Below are 22684 nucleotides of genomic sequence, written 5' to 3'. Positions count from 1 at the left end.
AGAACCTATCCTCGGAATCTAAGCTCATATAATTTCCTTTGTACTACACTAGGCTGTCGTTTTAACAACTCTGCCACTTTATCAATTCTTCCAAACTTTGCATAAGCCCTTTTCATAATGTCAATTTCTCGTTCACTCCATTCTTCATAAGCTCTCTGGTAATTTTTTCTAATTTCTAGCTGTTGATAAGAAAAGCGAGAAGGATCGGTCTTTGGTAGTTTTTCAATAGCATGTTTCGCTAGCTCTATTAGACGGTCAATTTCTTTCTCTGCAGTAATTGGTCTGTGTGAGATATTTACCTTTTTATTCGTCTTAGTATTACTTGCCTCCTCCATCTTTTCATCAGAAATCCGGTAAAAATGCCATTCATTGCCACCTGATGGAGAAGGTTGCCATTTGCACTGAGGAATAAGGTGCAATAGGTTATTGGCCTTTAATTTTTGGAGGAACGCCCTAAAATGAATTCCTTCATGGCGATCTTTTTCAATAAGATTGTGTTTTGCCAAATGATGATAGATGTCACTACTTCTAGCTTTACTGGGAAGAGTCATTCTGAAGTAATCCTGGATTGCTTTGGCAATCCTACGTGCTTTCTGATAGTCTTCCTGATTACATCTCATAAAGAAGGTTTTTTGGGTATAACAATGATTATCAAACAAAAGTAAAAAGGTGGAGTAAAACTAATTTAAGAAGAAATGCCGATATTGTAAAGGATTCGGTTATATATGAAACTTATAAATGTATTCTGAAATGTATGACAATGAGGCCTCTTCTTAAAATTCTGATACTTTGCTATATTTACCGAAATTTGACAAGTTAAAGAATCAGTTTGTGTTATAATCAATCAATTTGGAGGGTAAATTATCTTAAAGGAAATCAAGGCTTGTTGCAAAAGAGAGGTTGCGGATCTGTTAGATATGGATACTCTTATTCTGCAAGATTGAAAGAGGTGAAAACGAGCAGATATTCCCCCAGTTATCTGACATTATAAAGATCAATAAAAAATAATTGGATGCGTTATGTTTATCTTATTAGGTAATTGCCATAAATGAAGAAGTTACTCTGGAAGAGACACAGGTGTCGGTAAATAAATTAAAAACCCATAATATACAAGGAGAAGAAATAATGGCAATCAAGAAATCGGAACTTTATAGTACCCTTTGGGAAAGTTGTAACCAGTTAAGAGGCGGAATGGATGCTAGCCAATACAAAGATTTCGTATTGGCTATGTTATTTATTAAATATGTAAGTGATAAGTATGCAGGAGTGAGGTTTGCCCCCATTACTATCCCTCCTGGTTCTACCTTTAAAGACATGGTAGCGCTTAAAGGCAAGCCTGAAATTGGTGATTTTGTCAATAAAAAGATCTTTGCTCCAATCAGGGATGCCAATAAGATGAGCGATTTTGCCAATTTTAATGATGATGAAAAGCTTGGTACTGGAAAGGATAAAGTGGATAAGATCACTAAGCTCATTGCTATCTTTGAGAATCCCGATCTGGATTTCTCTAAAAACAGGGCTGACGATGATGACATTCTGGGTGACGCTTATGAATTCCTGATGCGTCACTTTGCCACTGAATCAGGTAAATCAAAGGGACAGTTTTACACACCTTCTGAGGTAAGCCGGGTATTAGCCAAGATTATTGGTATAAATAAAGGCAATTCTACAGCCAGTACCACTATTTATGATCCTACTTGTGGATCCGGTTCTTTGTTAATCAAGGCAGGAGAGGAGGCTGAAAAGTCGGTTACTTTATACGGACAGGAGATGGATATTGCCACCGTAGCTTTGGCAAGTATGAATATGGTTTTACATAACCAGGCTCAGAATCTTCATGGTATAAGGCAAGGAAATACTATTTCTGATCCAAAGTTTAAAAATCTGGATGATACATTACAAACCTTTGATTATGCAGTGGCCAATCCTCCTTTTTCGTTTAGTAGCTGGACAAACGGTTTGATTGATGATAAAACTAAAGCAGTCGTAGACCAATTTAATCGTTTCTCTGGCTTTGGTATTCCCCCTGATAAAAATGGAGATTACGCCTTCTTACTGCATATTGTCAAGTCTTTGAAAGCAAATGGTAAAGGTGCCATTATTCTTCCTCACGGTGTTTTATTCAGAGGTGGCGCTGAAGGCGAAATCAGAAAGAACCTTATTAACAAAGGATATATTAAAGGCATTATTGGATTACCGGCTAACCTTTTTTATGGTACAGGTATTCCTGCTTGTATTATCGTTATTGATAAGGAAAATGCTGCAAAAAGAAAGGGCATCTTTATGATTGATGCCGGGAAGGAGTTTATGAAAGACGGCAACAAAAACCGTCTTCGTGAGCAGGATATTCATAAAATTGTGGATGTATTTAATAAGCAATCAGAAGTTGCTAAATATAGCCGTATGGTTTTGCTAGAGGAAATTAGTGATGCTAAGAACGATTATAATCTGAATATACCCAGATATATCGACGGCCAGGAAGAAGAGGATATCCAGGATATTGAGGCTCATTTATTGGGTGATATCCCCAATGTAGATATTGAAGCTTTGGAGAATTACTGGAGTGTATACCCTACCTTAAAGAAAGAATTATTTTCTGCCAGCAAAAGGAAAAAATATAGCAAACTTAAAATTGCTAAAGAAGAAATCAATACAGTGATCTTTAGTCATCCTGAATTTGAAACCTTTAGCCAGGAAATGAACGCAATTTTTGCAGCTTGGAAGAAAAGGAAATTATGGTGTACCCAATTGTTAGGACCAGCAGTTGGTCTTTCTTCGCTTTGACAGGTGCCAATTGATTGGATGAGTTTACTCATCTAAGCAATTGGTACAAGCCCCCGGCAGGGGATCAGGCGGCGATCCGGGTGTAAAGTTTTTCAGGAGTTTTATATCCCAGGGATTGATGTAATCGCTCCTTGTTATAAAAATTGAAATACTCGCTCAAGCCTTGATACAAACTTACTCCGTCTTCATAGACATTCAAATAAATATTTTCATACTTCACGCTTCTCCACAACCTCTCAATAAAAATATTATCGATGGCGCGTCCCTTCCCATCCATACTGATCTGTATTTCATTACTTTTAAGTAGCCCTGTAAAAACTTCACTTGTGAACTGGCTACCTTGATCCGTATTAAAGATTTCAGGCTTCCCATGAAGCCTTATAGCCTCTTCTACGACATCTTTACACCACTCCGCTGTCATTGTATTGCTTATACTCCAATTTAAAACATAGCGGGTGTGGAGATCTATTACTGCACACAAATACATAAAGCCCTTGCGCATTGGAACATAAGTGATATCCGTAGCCCATACCTGGTTAGCCTTTGTTATTTTTAATCCTTTCAGTAAATATGGATAAACCTTATGTGCAATATTTGGCTCACTCGTATTAGGTTCCTGATATAGCGTTTCCCATCCTATTAGCCCCATTAAGCGCTTTACTCGTTTTCGATTGACATGATACCCTTCTTCTTGTAAAAAGGCTGTTAATCGCCTCACACCGTAAAATGGAGTCTTGTAATATTGCTCATCGAGTAGGCGCATGATCCTCAAATTCTCTGCCGTTTCTGATACCGGCTTATAATATAAACCGCTGCGATGTAGGCCTAATAAACGACACTGCTGACGCATACTTAACCCACAATGCCCAGGCTCAATCATCTCTCTACGTAACGATACTGATTTCAACGCAACTTTTTTTTCAAAAAATCATTCTCTACCTTTAATTGACCGATCTGGGCGTAAAGCTTTTCCAGCTGGTCTTCTTGTTGTTCAGTATTGGAGACCGCTCCTTCTGTATCAAATGCACTAGCCAGCTTCGCAGCCGCTTCTCTCTTCCAGGTATTAATTTGAGTAGGATGCAACTCATACTTGCGCGCCAGCTCTTCCATTGTGCTGCGCTCCTTAAGGGCTTCTAACACGACCTTCGCTTTGAAGTCCCCACTAAATTTACGTCTGCTTTTTTTAGTCATTCTGTAGGCAATTTAAGATTAAAAATTTTATCTTAACTGCCGGTCCTTTTTTTGGGGTCCATTATAAATATCAAACTGCTGAAGGATCTCACTGCTGGATTTAAACCCCGTCAAATTATAGGCGTAATCTCCGAAGATTTGTTGAAAAGCTATACTAATAAGAACTTAATTGATAAGTATGATGTCTATCAGCATTTGATGACATTTTGGAACGCAACTATGCAGGATGATTGCTATTTGATTGCAGATAATGGTTGGAAGGCAGAATTGACAAATATTAATAAGGGGAAAAAGGAAATTATCCTGGATTGTGATTTATTGCCGAAAACGTTGGTAATAGATCGCTTTTTTAAGGTGGATAAAAAGGCAATTGAACAGTTAGAAATCAACAAAGAAAGTATTACCACACAGATAGAGGAAATGACGGAAGAACATAGTGCGGAGGATGGGTATTTCGCCGAAATGGATAAGGTAAGCAAAGTAAATGTCCAGAAAAGATTAAAGGAAATTCATGGAGATAAAAAGGCGAAAGAAGAAATGGGCGTGCTTGAAGCATATTTAAAATTGACGGATAAGTTGAATGTAATGAAAAAGGAGATTGAATCTGCTATATCTAATTTGGATGAAAAAGTAATTTCCAGGTATAAAACACTTACAGAAGAAGAAATAAAAATACTTGTCGTTGATGATAAATGGATGACTACGATTGAGAAGGATATTAAGACGGAGTTGGAAAGGATAAGCCAGGGAATAACACGACGAATTAAAGAGTTAACAGAGAGATATGAAACGCCCTTATCGAAGGCGACAGAAGAAGTCATGGCATTAGAAAACAAAGTATTTCTTCACCTTGAAAAAATGGGCTTTTCATGGAAGTAAGAAAAGGATATAAGAAAACAGAAGTTGGCGTTATTCCGAATGATTGGGACGTGAAGAGGTTACGAGATATTTTTACACTTAAAAGTGGTTATGCCTTCAGTAGTAATTATTTTTCGAATGAAGGACCAATAGTAATAACACCTGGAAACTTTAAGCTTAATGGAGGGCTAAATTTCAATGATAAAAATACTAATAGGTATTCTGGAAGCTATTCATCATCTATGCAGTTTAAATATGGAGATCTGGTTATCGTTATGACGGATTTAACACCTGATTGTAATTTGTTAGGGAAACCAGGTTATGTGAAGTTAAATGAAATTATTTTACATAATCAGCGAATTGGGAAAATCTCGTTAACAAGCACACTTATTCACATAGATTATTTATATTGGTTTTTTCTTTCAGAGTTTTTTTCTAGGAGAATGAAAGAAACTGCCACGGGTTCAACAGTTCGACATACATCAAACAGTAGCATTTATAATACCTATATATCTATTCCTTCAAAAGTAGAGCAAACGGCAATTGCCAATGTCATATCTGAAACAGATGCACTTATTAATAGTATAGAAAATCTCATTTCTAAAAAGCGAAACATCAAGCAAGGTGCAATGCAGAAACTTTTAACTTTTAAACCTGATTGGGAACTGAAAAGACTTGAAGAAATTACTGAAATTAAGAGAGGTGCTTCTCCAAGGCCAATTGAAAACCCTATTTGGTTTGAGGAGAATTCGGAAATCGGATGGGTTAGGATTTCTGATGTAACAAAATCTAAAAAGTATTTAAATAGCACAATACAAAGTCTTTCTAAACTCGGAATTAAGAATAGCAGATATGTAGAGAAAGGTAGTTTAATAATGAGTATATGTGCCACTGTAGGAAGACCCATAATTACAAATTTGGATGTTTGTATTCATGATGGTTTTGTTTTTTTTGATAATTTAAAAATTGACAAAGAATACTTATATTATTATTTAATGTTTATTGAGAGTAATTGGGGGAAAAATGGACAAACAGGCTCCCAAATGAATTTAAATACAAATTTGATAAATTCTACAATAATTCCTTTGCCAAGAGTATTATTAGAGCAGAAAAGGATAGCCTCCATTCTTTCCGAAATGGACGCAGAAATAACCGCCTTGGAAAATAAACTTGAAAAATATAAGAAGATAAAAACTGGTATGATGCAAAACCTTTTAACCGGCAAAATACGGCTAGTATGAATAGCGAAAGAATAACCCAAAACCGCGTAGTAAAACTATTCCAACAACAATTAGGTTATATCCCATTGTTTGGTGGTAACCTTCAAGACCGTTATGAAAACAGTAATATTGAACCCCTACCGTTAGCCTCTTTTTTAGAAAAACAGGGATACTCTGATGTATTGATTAACAAAGCTATAGAAAAGCTTAAAGGTGAATCCGTCAATCATCAGCGGTCATTGTATTTCAACAATATGGCCGTGTATAATCTTTTACATTATGGTGTTGCTGTAAAAGAAAGTATCGGAAAACATACTGATACTGTTCACCTGATCGATTGGCGAAATCCACTGAACAATGACTTTTATATTGCAGAGGAAGTAACCATTAAGGGGAATCGTGAAAAGCGACCAGATGTTGTTTTATATGTCAATGGTATTGCATTGGCAGTACTGGAACTTAAAAAGAGCAGTAGAGATATAGGAGAAGGTATTCGCCAAAACCTTACCAACCAACAGGCAGATTGGATAGAAGATTTCTTCAGTACGATACAGTTCTGCTTTGCGGGTAATGATAGCGAAGGCTTACGTTACGGTACTATAGGCACCAGTGCAAAATATTATCTTCAATGGAAGGAGGATGAACAAAGTTATGAACCAGAGTTATTAGATAAGTATCTCAAGAAGATTTGTAATAAAGAACGTTTTCTTGAGATTATACATGACTTTGTATTATTTGATGGAGGGAAAAAGAAGCTGCCCAGGTATCACCAGTATTTTGGAATCAAGGAAGCGCAGAAGCATGTTGTAAATAAAGAAAGTGGTATTATCTGGCATACACAAGGATCGGGTAAGAGTATCACTATGGTACTCCTGGCGAAATGGATTTTGGCAAACAACCATAATGCACGTATTGCTATTATTACTGACCGTACGGAATTAGATTCTCAGATAAAAGGGGTATTTGCTAATGCCGGAGAAAATACCATGGTAAGAGCTAAAAGTGGAGAGGATTTAATGCTCAAATTAAGCCAGCCGGAACCTCGTTTGATGTGCAGTCTTGTACATAAATTCGGGAAAAGTCCTACCAAACAGTTTGACGAATATATCAAACAAATTCAAAATAACCCTCCCCAGGTTAAAGGAGAACTATTTGTATTTGTAGATGAGTGTCACCGCACACAAAGTGGAAGATTACATAAGGTAATGAAAGCAATCCTTCCTGATGCGGTGTTCATCGGCTTTACAGGTACTCCTCTTTTACAGAAAGATAAACAAACCAGTTTAGAAGTATTTGGAAAGTATATTCATACGTATAAATTTAATGAAGCTGTAGAAGACGGTGTTGTATTAGATTTGGTATATGAGGCCCGGGATATAGATCAAAAAATAAGCTCTCAGGATCATATTGATAGATGGTTTGACGCAAAGACCAAAGGACTGAATGACTTCCAGAAAGCAGCACTTAAGGCTAAATGGGGTACTATGCAGAAGGTCTTAAGTTCAAAAGGCCGTATGGGTAAGGTGGTAAATGATATCCTTTTAGATTTCAGTGTAAAACCACGGTTAAATGATGATAGAGGGACTGCCATTTTGGTAGCGGGAAGTATTTATGAAGCATGTCAATACTTTGAATTGTTTCAGCAAACAACGCTAAAAGAGAAATGTGCTATCATTACCAGTTATAATCCCAGTCATCGTGATATAGTAAATGAAGAAACAGGAGAGAATACAGAAACAGAAAAACAGGCCATTTACAACATATATACGAAGATCTTAGGTAAAAGAACTACAGAGCAATACGAAGATGAAAGCAAAGAGTTGTTTATCAACCACCCGTCTCAAATGAAGTTGCTTGTAGTGGTATCTAAGCTACTTACAGGTTTTGATGCTCCCAGTTGTACCTATCTGTATATAGATAAGTCCATGCAGGATCATGGATTGTTTCAGGCTATTTGTCGTGTTAACCGTTTGGATACTGAAGATAAGGAGTTAGGATACATCGTGGATTATAAGGATCTCTTTAGGAACCTTGTAAATGATAAAGGTACAGGGGCTATCCAGGTATATACATCAGATCTGGATTATGACCAATTCAAAAAGGAGGATTGTGATATATTATTAGAAACAAGGCTTGAAAAGGGGAGGGAGCGACTTGATATTGCCTTGGAGCAGTTAGAGTTGATTTGTGAACCTGTTCCCAATCCAAAGAGTGATGCCGATTACCGTTATTATTTTTGCGGTAACACAGAATTACCTGGAGATCTTAAAGACAGGGAACATCTAAGACAAGAGTTATACAAGAATACCGTTGCATTTATCAGGGCTTACGCCAATCTTTCTGATGAAATGGAATTGGCTGGTTATAGTGCAGGTGAGATACTGCATATTGGCGACAGATTATCTTTTTATACAGATCTGAGAGAAACGATTAAAAATGCCAGTGCTGAAAAACTTGATATTAAAGATTACGAAGCCGATATGCGTCATTTGATAGATAATTATCTGCAGGCTGATGAGCCGCGTAAAATATCTGAATTTGAAAGCCTTCCTTTATTAGAGTTGATTGTAAAGTTGGGCATTGATAAGGCAGCAGATACTTTGCCTGAGAATATCAGGCATGACCGGGAAGCGATGGCAGAAACCATTGAAAATAATGTTCGGACAAAAATTGTTAAAGAGCATTTAAGCGATCCAACATTCTTCGAAAAGATGAGTTATTTATTAGCTGAAATTATTAAACAACGTAAATCTAAAGCTATTGAATACGAAGAATATTTGAAGAAAATAGCTCAATTGGCCAAACAGGTGCAGGAAGGGAAAACCAACGATACTCCGGAAGAATTGAATAGCCCAGCGAAAGTAGCATTATATCATCATTTTGGTAATGATGCAGCAATGGCATTAATGGTGCACGACATTGTAGAAGAATATGCTCCCAGTGGATGGTTTGATGATACTGCAAAAGAAAATAAAATTAAAGAGGAAATATTTAAGAAATTGCAGAATGATGAGGAAACTGAAAAGGTATTTAAAGTCATAAGAGGGCATAATGAATTTTTGAGGTAATGAATATTTTCCTGGGAGATATAGAGATTGAATTGATTCAAAAGAATATAAAGAATGTTCATTTGAGTATACTGCCGCCTCAGGGAGCTGTACGTATATCTGCGCCTGTGCATTTAAGCGAAGAAACCATCCGGCTGTATGCGATATCTAAATTGTCCTGGATAAAGAGCCAGCAAAGAAAGATCAGAAGCCAGGTCCGGGAAAGTAAAAGGCAGTTCCTCAATAAGGAAACGCATTATTTTCAGGGCAGAAAATATTTATTGAGGATTATTAAAGAAGATAAGCCTGCCAAAGTTGTTTTGCACAAAAATCATATCGACCTGCATATAAGGCCAGATACTAAAATTGAGCAGTGTCAGGTTATTATAAATGAATGGTACAGAACTGAATTGAAAAAGTTAGTGCCTGCTTTGATTCATAAATGGGAGAAGATAATGGGGGTTGAAGTGATGGATTGGGGCATCAAGCAAATGAAAACTAAATGGGGAACCTGTAATATTGAAGCCAGGCGTATCTGGTTGAACCTTGAATTGGCTAAAAAGCCACTTGAATGTTTGGAATATATTATTGTGCATGAAATGGTTCATTTGTTGGAACGTAACCACAATGATCGGTTTTTATTTTATATGGATAAATTTATGCCTCAGTGGAAAACATTACGGGATAAATTAAATAGGTTACCTGTGAGTTACAAAGATTGGGTTTAAATAATAATAGACACGACAATTTTTATCTCATGCTTATTACATAAATTTGGCCCGCACACGTTTAAGAGAAATTTGGAATCACTATATTTAGTAATAAATTAATCTCCGATACATTAAGATCTAAATAATTTTATTCCCCAAACCTAAGCAATTATAAAATAATGGAATTTATCTATACTTGGCTCCCTGCCTACAGGTTAATTGTTGAAAAAATCACATCTTACCATAATAACCAGATTGGGTTAATTGAAATATTGAAGGAAGCTGGTGTAGATGGTTTTAATGATAAGGATGAATCGGGTAATGCAATCCCGTTAATAGATATTGATCCTTTTACATTTCTATGCTGCCTCAATAAATATGGGGACATCAGGAGAAAGAAGATCCTTATGGATGTGTGCAATCTCTTAGGGATTTCTCCATTGCCTAAAGATAGTTGCGGTGTGCCGACATCGGATGCCAGGAAACTTTGGTTATTCCCCTATAAAGGACAAAGAACAAACAACGAAATCGATCGGTTATGGAACTTCTTTGAAAAGTTGCTTACTGGCGAACTTACAGATGCTGATTTTTCCGATGTATTACAGATTAACAGTGTAGGGAAGACGAAGTTATCTGAAGTAATGTATATGGTTAAGCCGGCGGATTACTTATGTCTGAATGGTGCGGTTAAGCCTTATTTACAAGAGAAGTTTGGTATTAATACTGAATTCAATTCTTATACTGAATTTAAACAATTGTGCGAAAAGATCCGAGAGGTAGTAAAATTGCCATTTCATGAGATCTCCTTTAAAGCATATATACATAAACAATATGCAAACCGGATACCAGTCTATTATCGTATTGGTTCAACTGAAAATGGAGAATCCAGATTGGAAGATATGCAAGACAATAATTTAGTTTCCATAGGATGGAGTGATCTTGGAGATATTGAACTCATGGAACCTGTTTCAAAAGCAGGGATCCAAAATAAAATGAAAGAGAAGGGTTATTATGGTGGTAATAATTCGGTTATTTCGAGGAAAGCAGGTGAAATCTGGCGTTTTTATCATGAATTGTTACCCGGTGATCTTGTCTTAGTGGCAGATGGGGAGTCTATAAAAGCGATTGGTAAGATTGCTTCATACCATTACATTTATGAAGAAGATCTTGCATTTTCCCATTGTCGTTGCGTAGAGTGGTTAAAGAAAAATATTAATGATTTTAAGATGAGTGAAGGATTACAGACTTCGGTGTGGAAATTTGAATATCCATATAGTATTGATGGGATCAATGATTATTTAGGTTATCAGAATAAACCAATTCAAGAAGATAATATAACAGCCATTTTAAATAAAGACAAGATGCATCTGAATACCATTTTATTTGGCCCGCCTGGTACTGGTAAGACCTTTAAGCTGCAACAAATAATTAAAGACTGGAAGCTGATAGATAATAATGACGTTTCAGAACTCAATTACGAATTGTTTGTAGAAGAATATAGTTGGTGGGAACTATTAGCAATGGCTTTGCTTGATCAAAATAAGACCAGTGTGCCTCAATTGAGATTACACCCGCTTGTTCAGGCAAAATTTAATATTAGTAATATCAGGAATCCAGGGTCAAGACTCTGGAGTACTTTGCAAAATCATACTGTGCTCGATTGCCCTAATGTTTCATTACAAGCCAGAACAGGTACAAGCCTTGTTTTTTATAAAGAAGCCGATTCCATCTGGAGATTAGATAATGAACCCGAATTCAGATCATCCTTTCCTGAATTAGTGCAAGCCTGGGATAAATTCAAAAATCAGGATAGTAAAAAGAAAGAGATTAGGAAATACATATTTACAACCTGTCATCAGAGTCTTTCTTACGAAGATTTTATTGAAGGTATCAAACCTAAGTTAGTAGATGGAGACACAACAGATAATGAGCTGAATACAGCTAATGTACAATATGAGGTAAGAAAGGGCATCTTTTATAAAGCCTGTAATAAGGCTTGTCAGCTGGCAGGATATGCATCTCTGGATGAATGTATACAGGATACACCTGATAACAGAAAAGCGAAATTTGAGATAGCAATTCGGGAGAATAATATTATGGTGCTTTTCCTGGATGAAATTAATCGCTGTAATGTATCTGCTGTTTTTGGAGAATTGATCACTTTAATTGAAGCGGATAAGAGATTAGGAGCCCTTAATGAGATAACTGATATCATGCTTCCTTATTCACAACAGCTTTTTGCTGTACCTGGCAATCTTTATATTATTGGTACAATGAATACCGCTGATAGAAGTGTGGAGTCTCTGGATACAGCGCTTCGTCGCAGATTTAGTTTTGAAAGTATGCCACCTGATACTGCGGTTCTGAATGAGGATGTAATCGATAATATCAATCTGGGGGATTTATTAACCAGGATTAATGAGAGAATTGCGATATTGCTGGATCGGGATCATCAGATAGGGCATTCCTATTTTATTGGGATCTCTACAGAGGACGAATTGAAATCAGTATTTAACAATAAGATCATTCCATTGCTACAGGAATATTTTTATAATGATTATGGAAAAATCGGTTTGGTATTAGGAAGTGCTTTCGTGGAAGTAAGGCAAAGAACCGTGCAATTTCCTAAAGGCTTTCAGTATGAGAATAAAGAGGAATTGGCAGAGGGCGTGACTTATCTACTTGTGCCGGCGGATAAGTGGACTTCAAAATCTTTTGAATCAATTTATAACGATTAGCATGTCTTTGATGAATAAAAGGAAAGTTATTCAGGTATTCGAATATCAAAAGCTGCTGTTTGAAGAAGATGGTACTTTTGAAAGTAGGCACTGGAAAGCATTATCACTATATAATGAGAAATATGGGAACAAGTATTTTACCTTATTGCATAATGGTATTAAGTTTTCAAATTATGTAGGAGTGATACAAGCTGGAAACCTGACAATTGAAATACTTCCTAAGATTGATCGTGAAAAGTTGGATTCCAGGGAAGAGAAGGCTAGATGGCACAATATTCTTCTTCAAATGCTACGGGAGTGCAGGTTGATTAAAGTAGATCATATGGAGAACGCCAATTTGCAACTGAAATCAAATTCCATCCTAGATATCTATATTGCAATGTTCTTGCAGGAAGTAGAAGGGTTATTACGTCGGGGATTAATTAAAAAATATCAGAAACATACAGCTAATCTTACTACACTTAAAGGGAAACTTGAGTTCGGCAAACATATCACTGCTAATCTGATCCATAAAGAAAGATTCTTTGTTCAACATTCCATTTATGATAATAAAAACCTGTTTAATCAGATCATTAGTGAAGCACTGAGGATTATTCCGTTTCTAATTTCCAATACCTCTCTGAATGATAAACTCGGCAGAATTATGCTTGACTTTCCGGAATTATCCAGATTAAAGATAGCATCTACTACTTTTGAAAAGATCCAGTATGACAGGAAATGCATGCATTATAAGCCTGCTTTGGATATTGCCAAAATGTTACTTCTCAGTTATAGACCGGATATTACAGGAGGTTCCAACAGTGTAATAGCTATTCTATTCGACATGAATGAGCTTTGGGAGGAATATATTTTTAGGAAGCTACAACATCTCAATGAAGATGGCGTAGAAATAAAGAGACAGCAATCACAACATTTCTGGCAGGGTAGTAGCACCCTTTATCCTAAATCCGTAAGGCCTGATATTGTTATCCGGAAAGGAAATCAGACTACTATCCTTGATACAAAATGGAAATTGATTCCGGATTATAAACCAACAGATGAAGATCTGAAACAAATGTTTGTTTATAATTTATATTGGAAATGTAATCATAGCATTTTATTATATCCTGCTGTTCAATATCATCTTGAAACAGGCACTTACTTTAGCTTCAGTCAACAAGAAATAGCGACAAATAATTGTTCAGTTGCTACATGTAATATATTGGATCAGAATAATGAATTAGATAGTGGGATTGGCCAAAGAATTCTGCACCAGATATTGTTCCTGTCTAATAAATGATTGATTATTATATATTTATCAATACAGCTGATAATAAATATTTTACGAAATAAGCCTATAGTTTCAAACCATAACTATAATTATCAATTCTACTTTTAAACAGAATCTGATTACAAACGTTCCCCAAAGTGCAGTGTAGAAGTAAAAATAATCTTCGGAACAATTTGATTGTCTGACGTAAATAATCCAGATAGTTTACTGCATTAACTCCGTGTTAACATTATTCAGAAAAACATTTCATTATTTCGTAACCCTCATACCAATAGTTTACGCTTCTATTCCGTTAGTCATTTATTTCTCCGGAATTGCATAAACTTTTATAAGCCAAATTAAAGGGGATTAATAATATTGACATTGTTGATTTGCATTGAACATCCCTTCAATGTTTAATAACCAAAATAATAAATACCAGAAGAAAATATGCATCGTGCAATTGTTAACACCGCAACTGAAGATATTCGTACAAATGTCACTAATGTTATTCTGGAAGGATCCAGATATATGCCAATATCCTTGTCATTTAACAAGAGGGGAGACGGAAAGCTAGAGGCCATGGATCCTAAATTGCAGCAAGCTATCCTTTTAAAGAAAAATGGAGTAAGCAAATTGGCTACAAGTTCCACGGGTGAGGATGAAATTGCCGTTGTAGCCAGTGTTAGTGATGAAGATGCATGGGCTGCCCTGACGGAAGTAAGATTGCCCAATCGGATTGCAATAATTGATTCTGGATTAACGATTGTGACGGGGCGAATACCGGTGAAGCGGATTGAATATATTCATAGCTTATCTTTTGTAAAAAGCCTTAAGGCAGCCCGAAAGTTAGGTGCGGCTGTAAAACAAACAGTGCCAGATATAGGAGCTGATAAGTTTCTGACAAGAATTTCGGATTTGCAGGGAGGTAGGGGTGTTTTAATTGGTATCATAGATTTTGGATGTGATTGTGCTCATGAAAATTTTATAACAGAAACTGGCCACACAAGACTCTTGCAATTTTGGGATCAGACCGCAGTAGACAACATAGGCAATGTATCTTACGGGCGACTTTATCATGCTGAAGAAATTAACAATGCGTTAAAAAGTGGTGACCCTTACTTTGCATTATCCTATGAACTGGAAACCAATGCTCATGGTACACATGTTATGGATATTGCAACAGGAAATGGAAGGGGCACAGGTGCACCAGGTGTGGCGCCTCATGCAGATATTTTATTTGTACAGCCAAGCTCCAGTAGTATCCCATTGCAAGGGCCTGAAACGGTAGAGAAAAACTTTGGAGATTCTGTCAATCTGCTTGATGCAGTACGGTACATTTTTGACCAGGCAGGGGACAAGCCGTGTGTTATTAATATTAGTCTTGGCACCAATGGAGGTCCTCATGATGGTTCAACACCCGTCGAAAAAGCAATAGACGGTATGTTGACAGAAAAACCTAACAGAGCGGTTGTGTTAGCAGCGTCTAATTCATACGATGATAGTATACATGCTTCTGGCGAGGTTCCGATTGGTGGGTATTTTGATCTTATGTGGCTTGTAAATAATTCAACCGAAAGTGAAATGGAAATATGGTATAAGGCAGGTGGGGAACTGGATGTCGAAATTATCGATCCTTCAAATACAAATCTTGGTGGAGTGTCTCCAATGGAAACGGGTGAAGTGACGGATACTACCAATCAATTGCAATTGGTAGTTAGTAATAGACTTACTGATCCCAATAATAATGACAATGTTATTGGGATCTGGTTGAAAGAACACAACGCTGGTAGATGGCGCGTAAGATTGATTAATAGGGGTAATACTCCTGTTGCATTTCATGGATGGATCGAAAGAAATGATCGGGGGCAATCAAAATTTGTTGGCGAACCAGACAACACCCATACATTAGGTTCCATTTCATGCGGCCATAAAGCCATCACTGTTGGAGCCTATGATGCCACTACAAGTGGGTTTCCTATTGCATGGTTCTCTAGTTCAGGGCCTACAAGAGATGGACGTGAAAAACCTGAAATATCTGCTCCAGGCAGCAATGTATTTGCCGCAGCATCAAAAAGCAAAAATGGCCAGGTATTAAAATCTGGAACCAGTATGGCGGCACCGGCGGTTACAGGTATTATAGCCTTGATATTTTCGGCAATCTTAACAACAGGTAAATCTCTCCCAATAGATGAGCTTCGTGACATTATAAAGAGGATGGGGCGCATACAACCTCCTGTAAGTGTCTGGGATGCAAGATTTGGATTTGGGAGAATTTTTATACCGGATTTTGCTTCTTTAATAGGTTCTCTTAGTCCCAATGTTGTTGCATAAATCATATGGGAAAGGTAATAAGGCATCTTTTTTTATTAATCATCTGTTAATCAACAATTTGTGTGGTTATTATATTTTTTGATCAAACATAAAGTTTCGTATCTTTAAGTTATGGAAAAGAGAAAAATGATACGATCGAAAATATCGGGTGCTCTTAGCTTCCAAAATGAAAATGAAATAACTCCTGTTATTATAAATGTGAAGGAAGCTAATTATATCCCAAATTGGCTTAAAGTTCGGAATAAAATAACCTCCTTTATCTTTACATCAGAGGTTAAAAAGGGTGATCTGGTTAAGCTTGAAGAAGATCAGCGGGTTGTTTCAATATCCTTAAGTCAACGGCTAAACATGATTTGATTACTCGATCGTGTAAGTGAAAAAATAAAATTTGTAAAGCGCCTTGATGGGTGCTTTTTTATTTAATACAAATATCATTACATAAATAATCCCCCAAGAATTCAACTTGATCCACTTTTACGACACTCACCACAATAAAAAAAGCCTGTAAATCTATGATTTACAGGCTTTTAAGTGCCCAGAACTGGATTCGAACCAGCACATCCTTGCGAACGCTGCGACCTGAACACAGTGCGTCTACCAATTTCGCCATCTGGGCATCTCCGTATTAACGGATTGCAAAGGTAAATACTTTTTCAAATATTCCAAAAAAAAGGTGCAGATTTTTTCCTCTGCACCTTTTTTTGGAATATCCTTATACTGCAACATTGAACTCTCTCAATGTATCATTCAAACTCGTTTTCAGATCTGTTGATGCCTTACGCTGACCGATGATCAATGCGCATGGAACCTGATATTCGCCGGCAGGGAATTTCTTGGTGTAAGAACCAGGAATCACTACGCTGCGGGCTGGTACACGTCCTTTGTATTCAACGGGTTCCGTGCCTGTTACATCGATGATCTTGGTGCTCTTGGTGAGTACTACGTTAGCTCCTAATACTGCTTCTTTTTCTACGATCACACCTTCTACTACGATACAGCGGGAACCTACAAAGCAACCATCTTCAATAATTACCGGACCAGCCTGAAGAGGTTCCAGTACGCCACCGATACCTACGCCACCACTCAGGTGTACGTTCTTGCCGATCTGTGCGCAGGAACCAACGGTAGCCCAGGTATCCACCATAGTACCTTCGTCAACGTAAGCGCCGATGTTCACGTAAGAAGGCATCAGGATAGCTCCTTTGGCAATAAAAGCACCATAACGGGCAATTGCATGTGGTACTACACGTACTCCCAGGTCTTTATAGTTGGATTTCAGCTTCATTTTATCATAAAACTCGAAGGGACCGAGGCTTATGGTCTCCATTGGCTGAATGGAGAAGTACATCAATATGGCTTGTTTTACCCATTCATTTACCGTCCAGCCATTCTCTCCTGGTTCTGCCACTCTTGCTTTCCCTTTATCTACAGCCTCAATCACACATTTTACAGCGTCACTATACTTAGACTCCTGCAAAAGGGTACGATTGCTCCAGGCTTCCAGAATTAATTCTTTTTGCTCCATCTTGAAATAATTTTGCTACAAACATAAGAAAACCTAAAGGATAAGAAAAGGGGGTGATTGTACCTTTCAGCTTTTTAGTAACTTCACCTCCCTTTAAATACAACTATGAATATAGCCTTTGATGCTAAACGGGCTTTTCAGAATAATACAGGCCTGGGAAATTACAGTCGTACTCTTATCAGTTCTCTTGCTACGTACTATCCTACCCACAATTATTATTTATATGCGCCTAAGCTGACGGGAATGTATGCTACGGATACCTATCGGAATATGCATACTGTATTGCCAGAGAAGAGGTTACACCGCTGGTTCCGCAGTGCCTGGCGTAGTAAATATGTGGTGGGAGAGTTGGCTAAGAAGAATATTTCCATCTATCACGGGCTGAGTCATGAAATCCCTTTCGGGATTCACGAAAGTGGAGTGAAAAGCGTGGTGACTATGCACGACCTGATCTTTGAACGCTACCCCGGACAATATAACCCGATAGATGTTCTTACCTATCGCCGTAAGGCTAAGTATGCCAGCCAGTACGCTGATAAGATCATCGCTATCAGTGAGCAGACTAAAGAAGACCTCATTAATTATTACAATACACCGGCCGATAAGATTACAGTCGTTTATCAGAGCTGTGATGAAATGTTTGCAATAAAACATACGGAAAGCAGGATCAGCGAAATGCGGACGAAATACAAGCTTCCTCCGGTTTACTTCCTGTACGTGGGTTCTATCATTGAGCGTAAAAACCTGTTGTCCATTATGAAGGCTATGCTCCAACTGAAAGGAAACATAGATATTCCTCTGGTGGTGCTGGGCAATGGTAGCGGGTATAAGAAGAAGGTAAAGGAATTTGTGGCGGCACATGATTTGTCCGACAGGGTAATATGGCTGAATGAGCAGGCGAAATTTGCCTACGATGACCTGCCGGTATTATACCAGGGGGCGAAGGCTTTAATATATCCTTCTATCTTTGAGGGCTTTGGTATTCCCATCCTGGAAGCATTGTGGAGCCGTACGCCGGTGATCACTTCGAAAAGTTCCTGTTTCCTGGAAACGGCGGGAGATGCGGCTGTTTACATTGATCCGTTACAACCGCAAACGTTGGCTGAAGGGATGAAACTGATTGTAGAAGATACTGAATATGTGGAGGAACTGAAGATAAAGGGATGGGCTCATGCTCAGTTGTTTACAAGAGAGAAATGTGCTGCGGGAGTTATAAAAGTGTATGAAAGTTTATAAAGTATGACTGATTTTGAAAATGATGTTACAGCCTCCCTTGAGGTATTGCGCTCCGGGGGATTGATCTTATATCCTACAGATACAATATGGGGGATAGGTTGTGATGCGACAGATGAAGCGGCTGTAAGGCGGATATTTACACTGAAACAACGGCCGGAAAAGAAAAGCCTGGTAATATTGTTGACAGATGTGCGCGACCTGCTGAAATATGTGGCTCATCCTCATCCGGATATTGCAGAGATCATCGCGGGGTTTGACCGTCCTACTACAATGATCTATGAGGGGGCGCTGGATCTGGCTCCGAGTGTGATCAATGAAGATGGTACCGTGGCTATCAGACTCGTGCAGGAGCCTTTTTGCCGCCATCTGGTGAAAAGACTGCGTAAACCGTTGGTTTCCTCTTCTGCTAATATAAGTGGTCAACCTTCGCCGGCTTCCTTTGCAGAAATTGACCCCATCATAAAAAGTGGCGTAGATTATGTAGTAAACTACCGGCAAACAGATTTAACGCCTTCCCGGCCTTCCCGTATTATTAAGATGCTCAAGGATGGTTCCGTTCAGGTGATCCGAGAGTAGACTAGCTTCTATGAACTAAAAAAACTACTTTTGCCGTTTTATTCGTTTATGATCAGCAAAAGGCCTATAGATATTCCCTGTACCTTACAGGAACGGAAAGTGTTGGAACAGATAGCGTTAGCTGCCCACGAACTGGGTTTGCCATGCTACCTGATAGGGGGCTTTGTGCGGGATAAGTTGTTGAACAGGCGTACTAAAGATATGGATGTTGTTTGCGTTGGGGATGGTATTGCGCTTGCTCATAAGGTGGCCACTCACTTTGATAATGTGCCTGTGAATTTCTTCAAGACCTACGGCACTGCTCAGGTAAAGTGGAATGAACTGGAAATTGAATTTGTGGGTGCCCGTAAAGAAAGCTACCGCCAACATTCACGTAACCCGGAAGTAGTGCCAGGTACTTTAAAAGATGATCAGCTGCGCCGCGACTTTACCATCAATGCGCTGGCTATCAGTCTGAATGAGGATGATTATGGTACGCTGATTGACCCTTTCAACGGACTGGCAGACCTGGAAGCTAAAATTATCCGCACACCTCTGGAACCTGCTCAAACATTCATAGATGATCCGCTGCGTATGATGCGTGCCATCCGGTTTGCGTCACAGCTGCAGTTTACAATCACCGATGAGGCATTCAGAGCTATTCAGGACAATGCTGAGAGAATAAAGATCATCTCCCAGGAACGTATCTCCGACGAGTTTAACAAAATTATGCTGTCGGCAGTGCCTTCCGTAGGACTGGATCTGCTCTATAAGGCGGGGCTCATGAAAATTATCCTGCCACAGATGATAGACCTGGTGGGAGTGGAGATGGTGGAAGGAAAAGGACATAAAGATAATTTCTATCACACCTTGCAGGTAGTAGATAATATTTCCCGCAATACGCACGACCTCTGGTTACGCTGGGCGGCACTACTGCACGATATAGGAAAGCCTGCTACCAAACGTTTTGAACAGGGGCATGGCTGGACATTTCATGGTCATGATGCGGTGGGAGGTAAAATGGTGCCCCGGATCTTTGCCAAAATGAAGCTGCCTCAACACGAAAGTATGCGGCTGGTGAAAAAACTGGTAGAACTGCATCTGCGGCCTATTAGTGTGACAAAAGAGAATATCACGGATTCTGCTATACGACGGCTGCTGTTTGATGCCGGGGATGATATTGAAGGACTGATGATGCTTTGTGAGGCCGATATCACTTCCAAAAACAGGGTGAAAGTAAAACGTTACCTTGAAAACTTTGAACTGGTACGTCAGCGACTGAAAGAAGTAGAGGAAAGTGACAGGATCCGCAACTGGCAGCCTCCGGTAACCGGGGAGATGATTATGGAGACTTTTGGACTGAAACCCTCAAGAGTAGTGGGAGATCTGAAAAACGCAATCCGTGAAGCGATCCTGGACGGAGTAATTCCAAACACATATGAAGCTGCTTATGCATTCCTCCTGGAAAAAGCGCAAGCGCTGGATTTGACCCCGGTTAAATAAAGTAGCTGCCCTATATTCAAATAAAAAGGCTGTATTTGCCTTCCTGTTGGAAAAGCTCAACTATTGGATTTGACTCCAGTTAAATAAAAATGTTAATTTAGTATCGTTAAATAATGTTAAATGCTTAAAGTCAGAGGTTTAATGTTCTTAAATAGCACACCAAAACCTGTTTCTTCAAACATCAAAAGTAAAAAACCTTTATTGTCATGCCTGTTTTGAAATTCAGAGTTTATTGGGAAGAAGACGAAAGCGTGTACAGGGATATTTCCATTAAACCGGACCAGACATTTTTACAATTTCATCAAGTTATTTTACAGTCATTCGAATTTGACAATAAACATAAGGCCACTTTTTTCCGTAGCAACGACAACTGGCAACGGGGAAGGGAAATTATTCTTGAAAAGGATAATACTCCCCGCAAAGTTGATCCACTTATGATGAATGAAACTGTTATTGCTGCTGCGGTGAAAACACCCAATCAGAAATTCATTTACCTGTACGATTATGCCAAAAACTGGGTATTCCTGGTAGAATTGATCGGCGTTTCCAAAGATGAGAATTCAAGAGCTACTTATCCTTACTGCGTAAGAAAGGAAGGATTGGCTCCCAGTCAGTACGGTACTAAGGGATTAGTAGGCGACAAACTGGTGGAAATGGAAGAAAAATACGACCTGAATAAGGAAGGTATGAGTGAAGATGGCTTTGGCGAAGAAGGAGAAGAAGATACTTCAGAGGCAGATGATGACGGAGGTGAAGATAATAATACTGAAGAGATGTTCTAATTGGGAAAGACGGTCATTATAATAGCTGGCCCTACAGCGGCGGGGAAAACTGCATTGGCTATACGTTTAGCCAGTCACTTTGATACTGCTGTTATTTCTGCAGATTCCCGCCAGTGTTACAAAGAAATAAGTATTGGTACCGCTAAACCCAGTCTGCAGGAACTGCAGACTGTTCCCCATTATTTTATTGATTCCCACTCTATTAAAGAAGAGGTAAATGCCGGCATCTACGAAAGGCTGTCATTACAGTACGCTGCTCATATCTGGCAAAAACGCGATGTGGCCATAATGTGTGGTGGTACCGGATTGTATATCAAGGCTTTCTGCGAAGGCTTCGATAATATACCGTCTGCTCCAGCCGAAATCCGGCAGGGGATCAATGAACGGTATGAAAAAGAAGGTATCTCCTGGCTGCAACAGGAGGTCCGGGAAAAAGACCCTGCATTTTACGCAATAGCAGAGATCCATAACCCACAAAGGCTGATCAGGGCACTGGAAGTATTATATGCTACCGGTCAGTCCATTACCACTTTCAGAACCGCCAATACTGCTGCACGGGATTTCAACATTATTAAGATAGGCGTTACCGTTCCAAAGGAACAATTACATGCTAATATAGAACAGCGCGTACATGCTATGATAGCTGCAGGGCTGGTAGAAGAAGTACGTTCCGTATTACCTTACCGTAATCACAATGCGTTACAGACAGTGGGTTATACGGAGATCTTTGATTACCTGGATGGAAAAACCACACTGGAAGAAGCAATTGCGCTGATCATTATTCATACCCGCCAATATGCTAAACGGCAACTGACCTGGTTTAGGAAAGACCCCGCTATGCAATGGTTTAGCCCCGATGATACTACTGAAATTCTTAATAAATTATCCATTATTACGAGGTAAAACTGCAGGCTTAATAAACAACTGATTATATCCACTATTATCAGGAAAA

The 22684-nt window shown here is 38.6% G+C and carries 17 protein-coding genes and 1 tRNA gene; 14 read left to right on the top strand and 4 right to left on the bottom strand.

The window, feature by feature from the left end; all coding sequences use genetic code 11:
* Window positions 1-5: 5 nt before the first annotated feature.
* Complete coding sequence (locus BM176_RS12295; RefSeq protein ID WP_090103284.1) at window positions 6-620, bottom strand: hypothetical protein; 615 nt, start codon at window positions 618-620, stop codon at window positions 6-8.
* Window positions 621-1125: 505 nt separating this feature from the next.
* On the opposite strand from BM176_RS12295, the gene BM176_RS12290 reads away from it, so the two are divergent.
* Window positions 1126-2784: a type I restriction-modification system subunit M gene (locus BM176_RS12290; protein ID WP_090103398.1), complete on the top strand. Its 1659-nt coding sequence runs from the start codon at window positions 1126-1128 to the stop codon at window positions 2782-2784.
* A gap of 64 nt (window positions 2785-2848) precedes the next feature.
* Here the strand turns inward: BM176_RS12290 and BM176_RS12285 are convergent.
* A protein-coding gene (locus tag BM176_RS12285; RefSeq protein ID WP_090103282.1) for an IS3 family transposase occupies window positions 2849-3975 on the bottom strand; the annotation gives its coding sequence in 2 pieces (ribosomal slippage) (window positions 2849-3690 and window positions 3690-3975; 1128 coding nt in all).
* A gap of 51 nt (window positions 3976-4026) precedes the next feature.
* Between BM176_RS12285 and BM176_RS12280 the strand changes: the two genes are divergently transcribed.
* From BM176_RS12280 to BM176_RS12245, 8 genes are all read left to right on the top strand, one after another.
* Window positions 4027-4854 (top strand): hypothetical protein, encoded by an 828-nt coding sequence (locus tag BM176_RS12280; protein WP_090103280.1) that lies wholly within the window; start codon window positions 4027-4029, stop codon window positions 4852-4854.
* Window positions 4845-6074: a restriction endonuclease subunit S gene (locus BM176_RS12275; protein WP_090103278.1), complete on the top strand. Its 1230-nt coding sequence runs from the start codon at window positions 4845-4847 to the stop codon at window positions 6072-6074. Before BM176_RS12280 ends, BM176_RS12275 begins: the two co-directional genes overlap by 10 nt.
* A complete protein-coding gene (locus tag BM176_RS12270; protein WP_090103276.1) occupies window positions 6071-9121 on the top strand; it encodes a type I restriction endonuclease subunit R in 3051 nt (1016 codons plus the stop codon). Before BM176_RS12275 ends, BM176_RS12270 begins: the two co-directional genes overlap by 4 nt.
* The gene (locus tag BM176_RS12265) at window positions 9121-9828 is read left to right on the top strand and encodes a M48 family metallopeptidase (RefSeq protein WP_090103274.1); all 708 of its coding nucleotides are present in this window, start codon (window positions 9121-9123) and stop codon (window positions 9826-9828) included. The genes BM176_RS12270 and BM176_RS12265 overlap by 1 nt, the downstream gene beginning before the upstream one ends.
* A 161-nt stretch (window positions 9829-9989) precedes the next feature.
* Window positions 9990-12548 (top strand): AAA family ATPase, encoded by a 2559-nt coding sequence (locus BM176_RS12260; protein WP_090103271.1) that lies wholly within the window; start codon window positions 9990-9992, stop codon window positions 12546-12548.
* Between the two features lies 1 nt (window position 12549).
* Complete coding sequence (locus BM176_RS12255; RefSeq protein ID WP_090103269.1) at window positions 12550-13827, top strand: McrC family protein; 1278 nt, start codon at window positions 12550-12552, stop codon at window positions 13825-13827.
* A gap of 420 nt (window positions 13828-14247) precedes the next feature.
* Window positions 14248-16131: a S8 family serine peptidase gene (locus BM176_RS12250; RefSeq protein ID WP_090103267.1), complete on the top strand. Its 1884-nt coding sequence runs from the start codon at window positions 14248-14250 to the stop codon at window positions 16129-16131.
* A gap of 111 nt (window positions 16132-16242) precedes the next feature.
* The gene (locus tag BM176_RS12245) at window positions 16243-16488 is read left to right on the top strand and encodes a hypothetical protein (RefSeq protein ID WP_090103265.1); all 246 of its coding nucleotides are present in this window, start codon (window positions 16243-16245) and stop codon (window positions 16486-16488) included.
* A gap of 175 nt (window positions 16489-16663) precedes the next feature.
* Here the strand turns inward: BM176_RS12245 and BM176_RS12240 are convergent.
* Window positions 16664-16747, bottom strand: a tRNA-Leu gene (locus BM176_RS12240).
* A gap of 96 nt (window positions 16748-16843) precedes the next feature.
* A complete protein-coding gene (locus tag BM176_RS12235) occupies window positions 16844-17656 on the bottom strand; it encodes a 2,3,4,5-tetrahydropyridine-2,6-dicarboxylate N-succinyltransferase (RefSeq protein WP_090103263.1) in 813 nt (270 codons plus the stop codon).
* Between the two features lie 105 nt (window positions 17657-17761).
* Between BM176_RS12235 and BM176_RS12230 the strand changes: the two genes are divergently transcribed.
* From BM176_RS12230 to miaA, 5 genes are all read left to right on the top strand, one after another.
* Window positions 17762-18892, top strand: coding sequence for a glycosyltransferase family 4 protein (locus BM176_RS12230; RefSeq protein ID WP_090103261.1), 1131 nt, complete (start codon window positions 17762-17764; stop codon window positions 18890-18892).
* A gap of 3 nt (window positions 18893-18895) precedes the next feature.
* A complete protein-coding gene (locus tag BM176_RS12225; RefSeq protein ID WP_090103259.1) occupies window positions 18896-19468 on the top strand; it encodes an L-threonylcarbamoyladenylate synthase in 573 nt (190 codons plus the stop codon).
* 48 nt (window positions 19469-19516) lie between these two features.
* Window positions 19517-20950 carry a CCA tRNA nucleotidyltransferase gene (locus tag BM176_RS12220; RefSeq protein WP_177230379.1) on the top strand — a complete coding sequence of 478 codons (1434 nt, stop codon included), beginning with the start codon at window positions 19517-19519 and terminating at the stop codon, window positions 20948-20950.
* A 206-nt stretch (window positions 20951-21156) separates the two neighbouring features.
* Window positions 21157-21732, top strand: coding sequence for an IS1096 element passenger TnpR family protein (locus tag BM176_RS12215; RefSeq protein WP_090103253.1), 576 nt, complete (start codon window positions 21157-21159; stop codon window positions 21730-21732).
* The gene (gene miaA, locus BM176_RS12210; RefSeq protein WP_090103252.1) at window positions 21733-22635 is read left to right on the top strand and encodes a tRNA (adenosine(37)-N6)-dimethylallyltransferase MiaA; all 903 of its coding nucleotides are present in this window, start codon (window positions 21733-21735) and stop codon (window positions 22633-22635) included.
* The last annotated feature ends 49 nt before the right edge of the window (window positions 22636-22684 follow it).

It is taken from the genome of Chitinophaga sp. CF118 (assembly GCF_900112615.1).
In the GTDB taxonomy this organism is placed as follows: Bacteria; Bacteroidota; Bacteroidia; order Chitinophagales; family Chitinophagaceae; genus Chitinophaga.
This window is presented reverse-complemented; position numbering and strand designations above follow the sequence as displayed.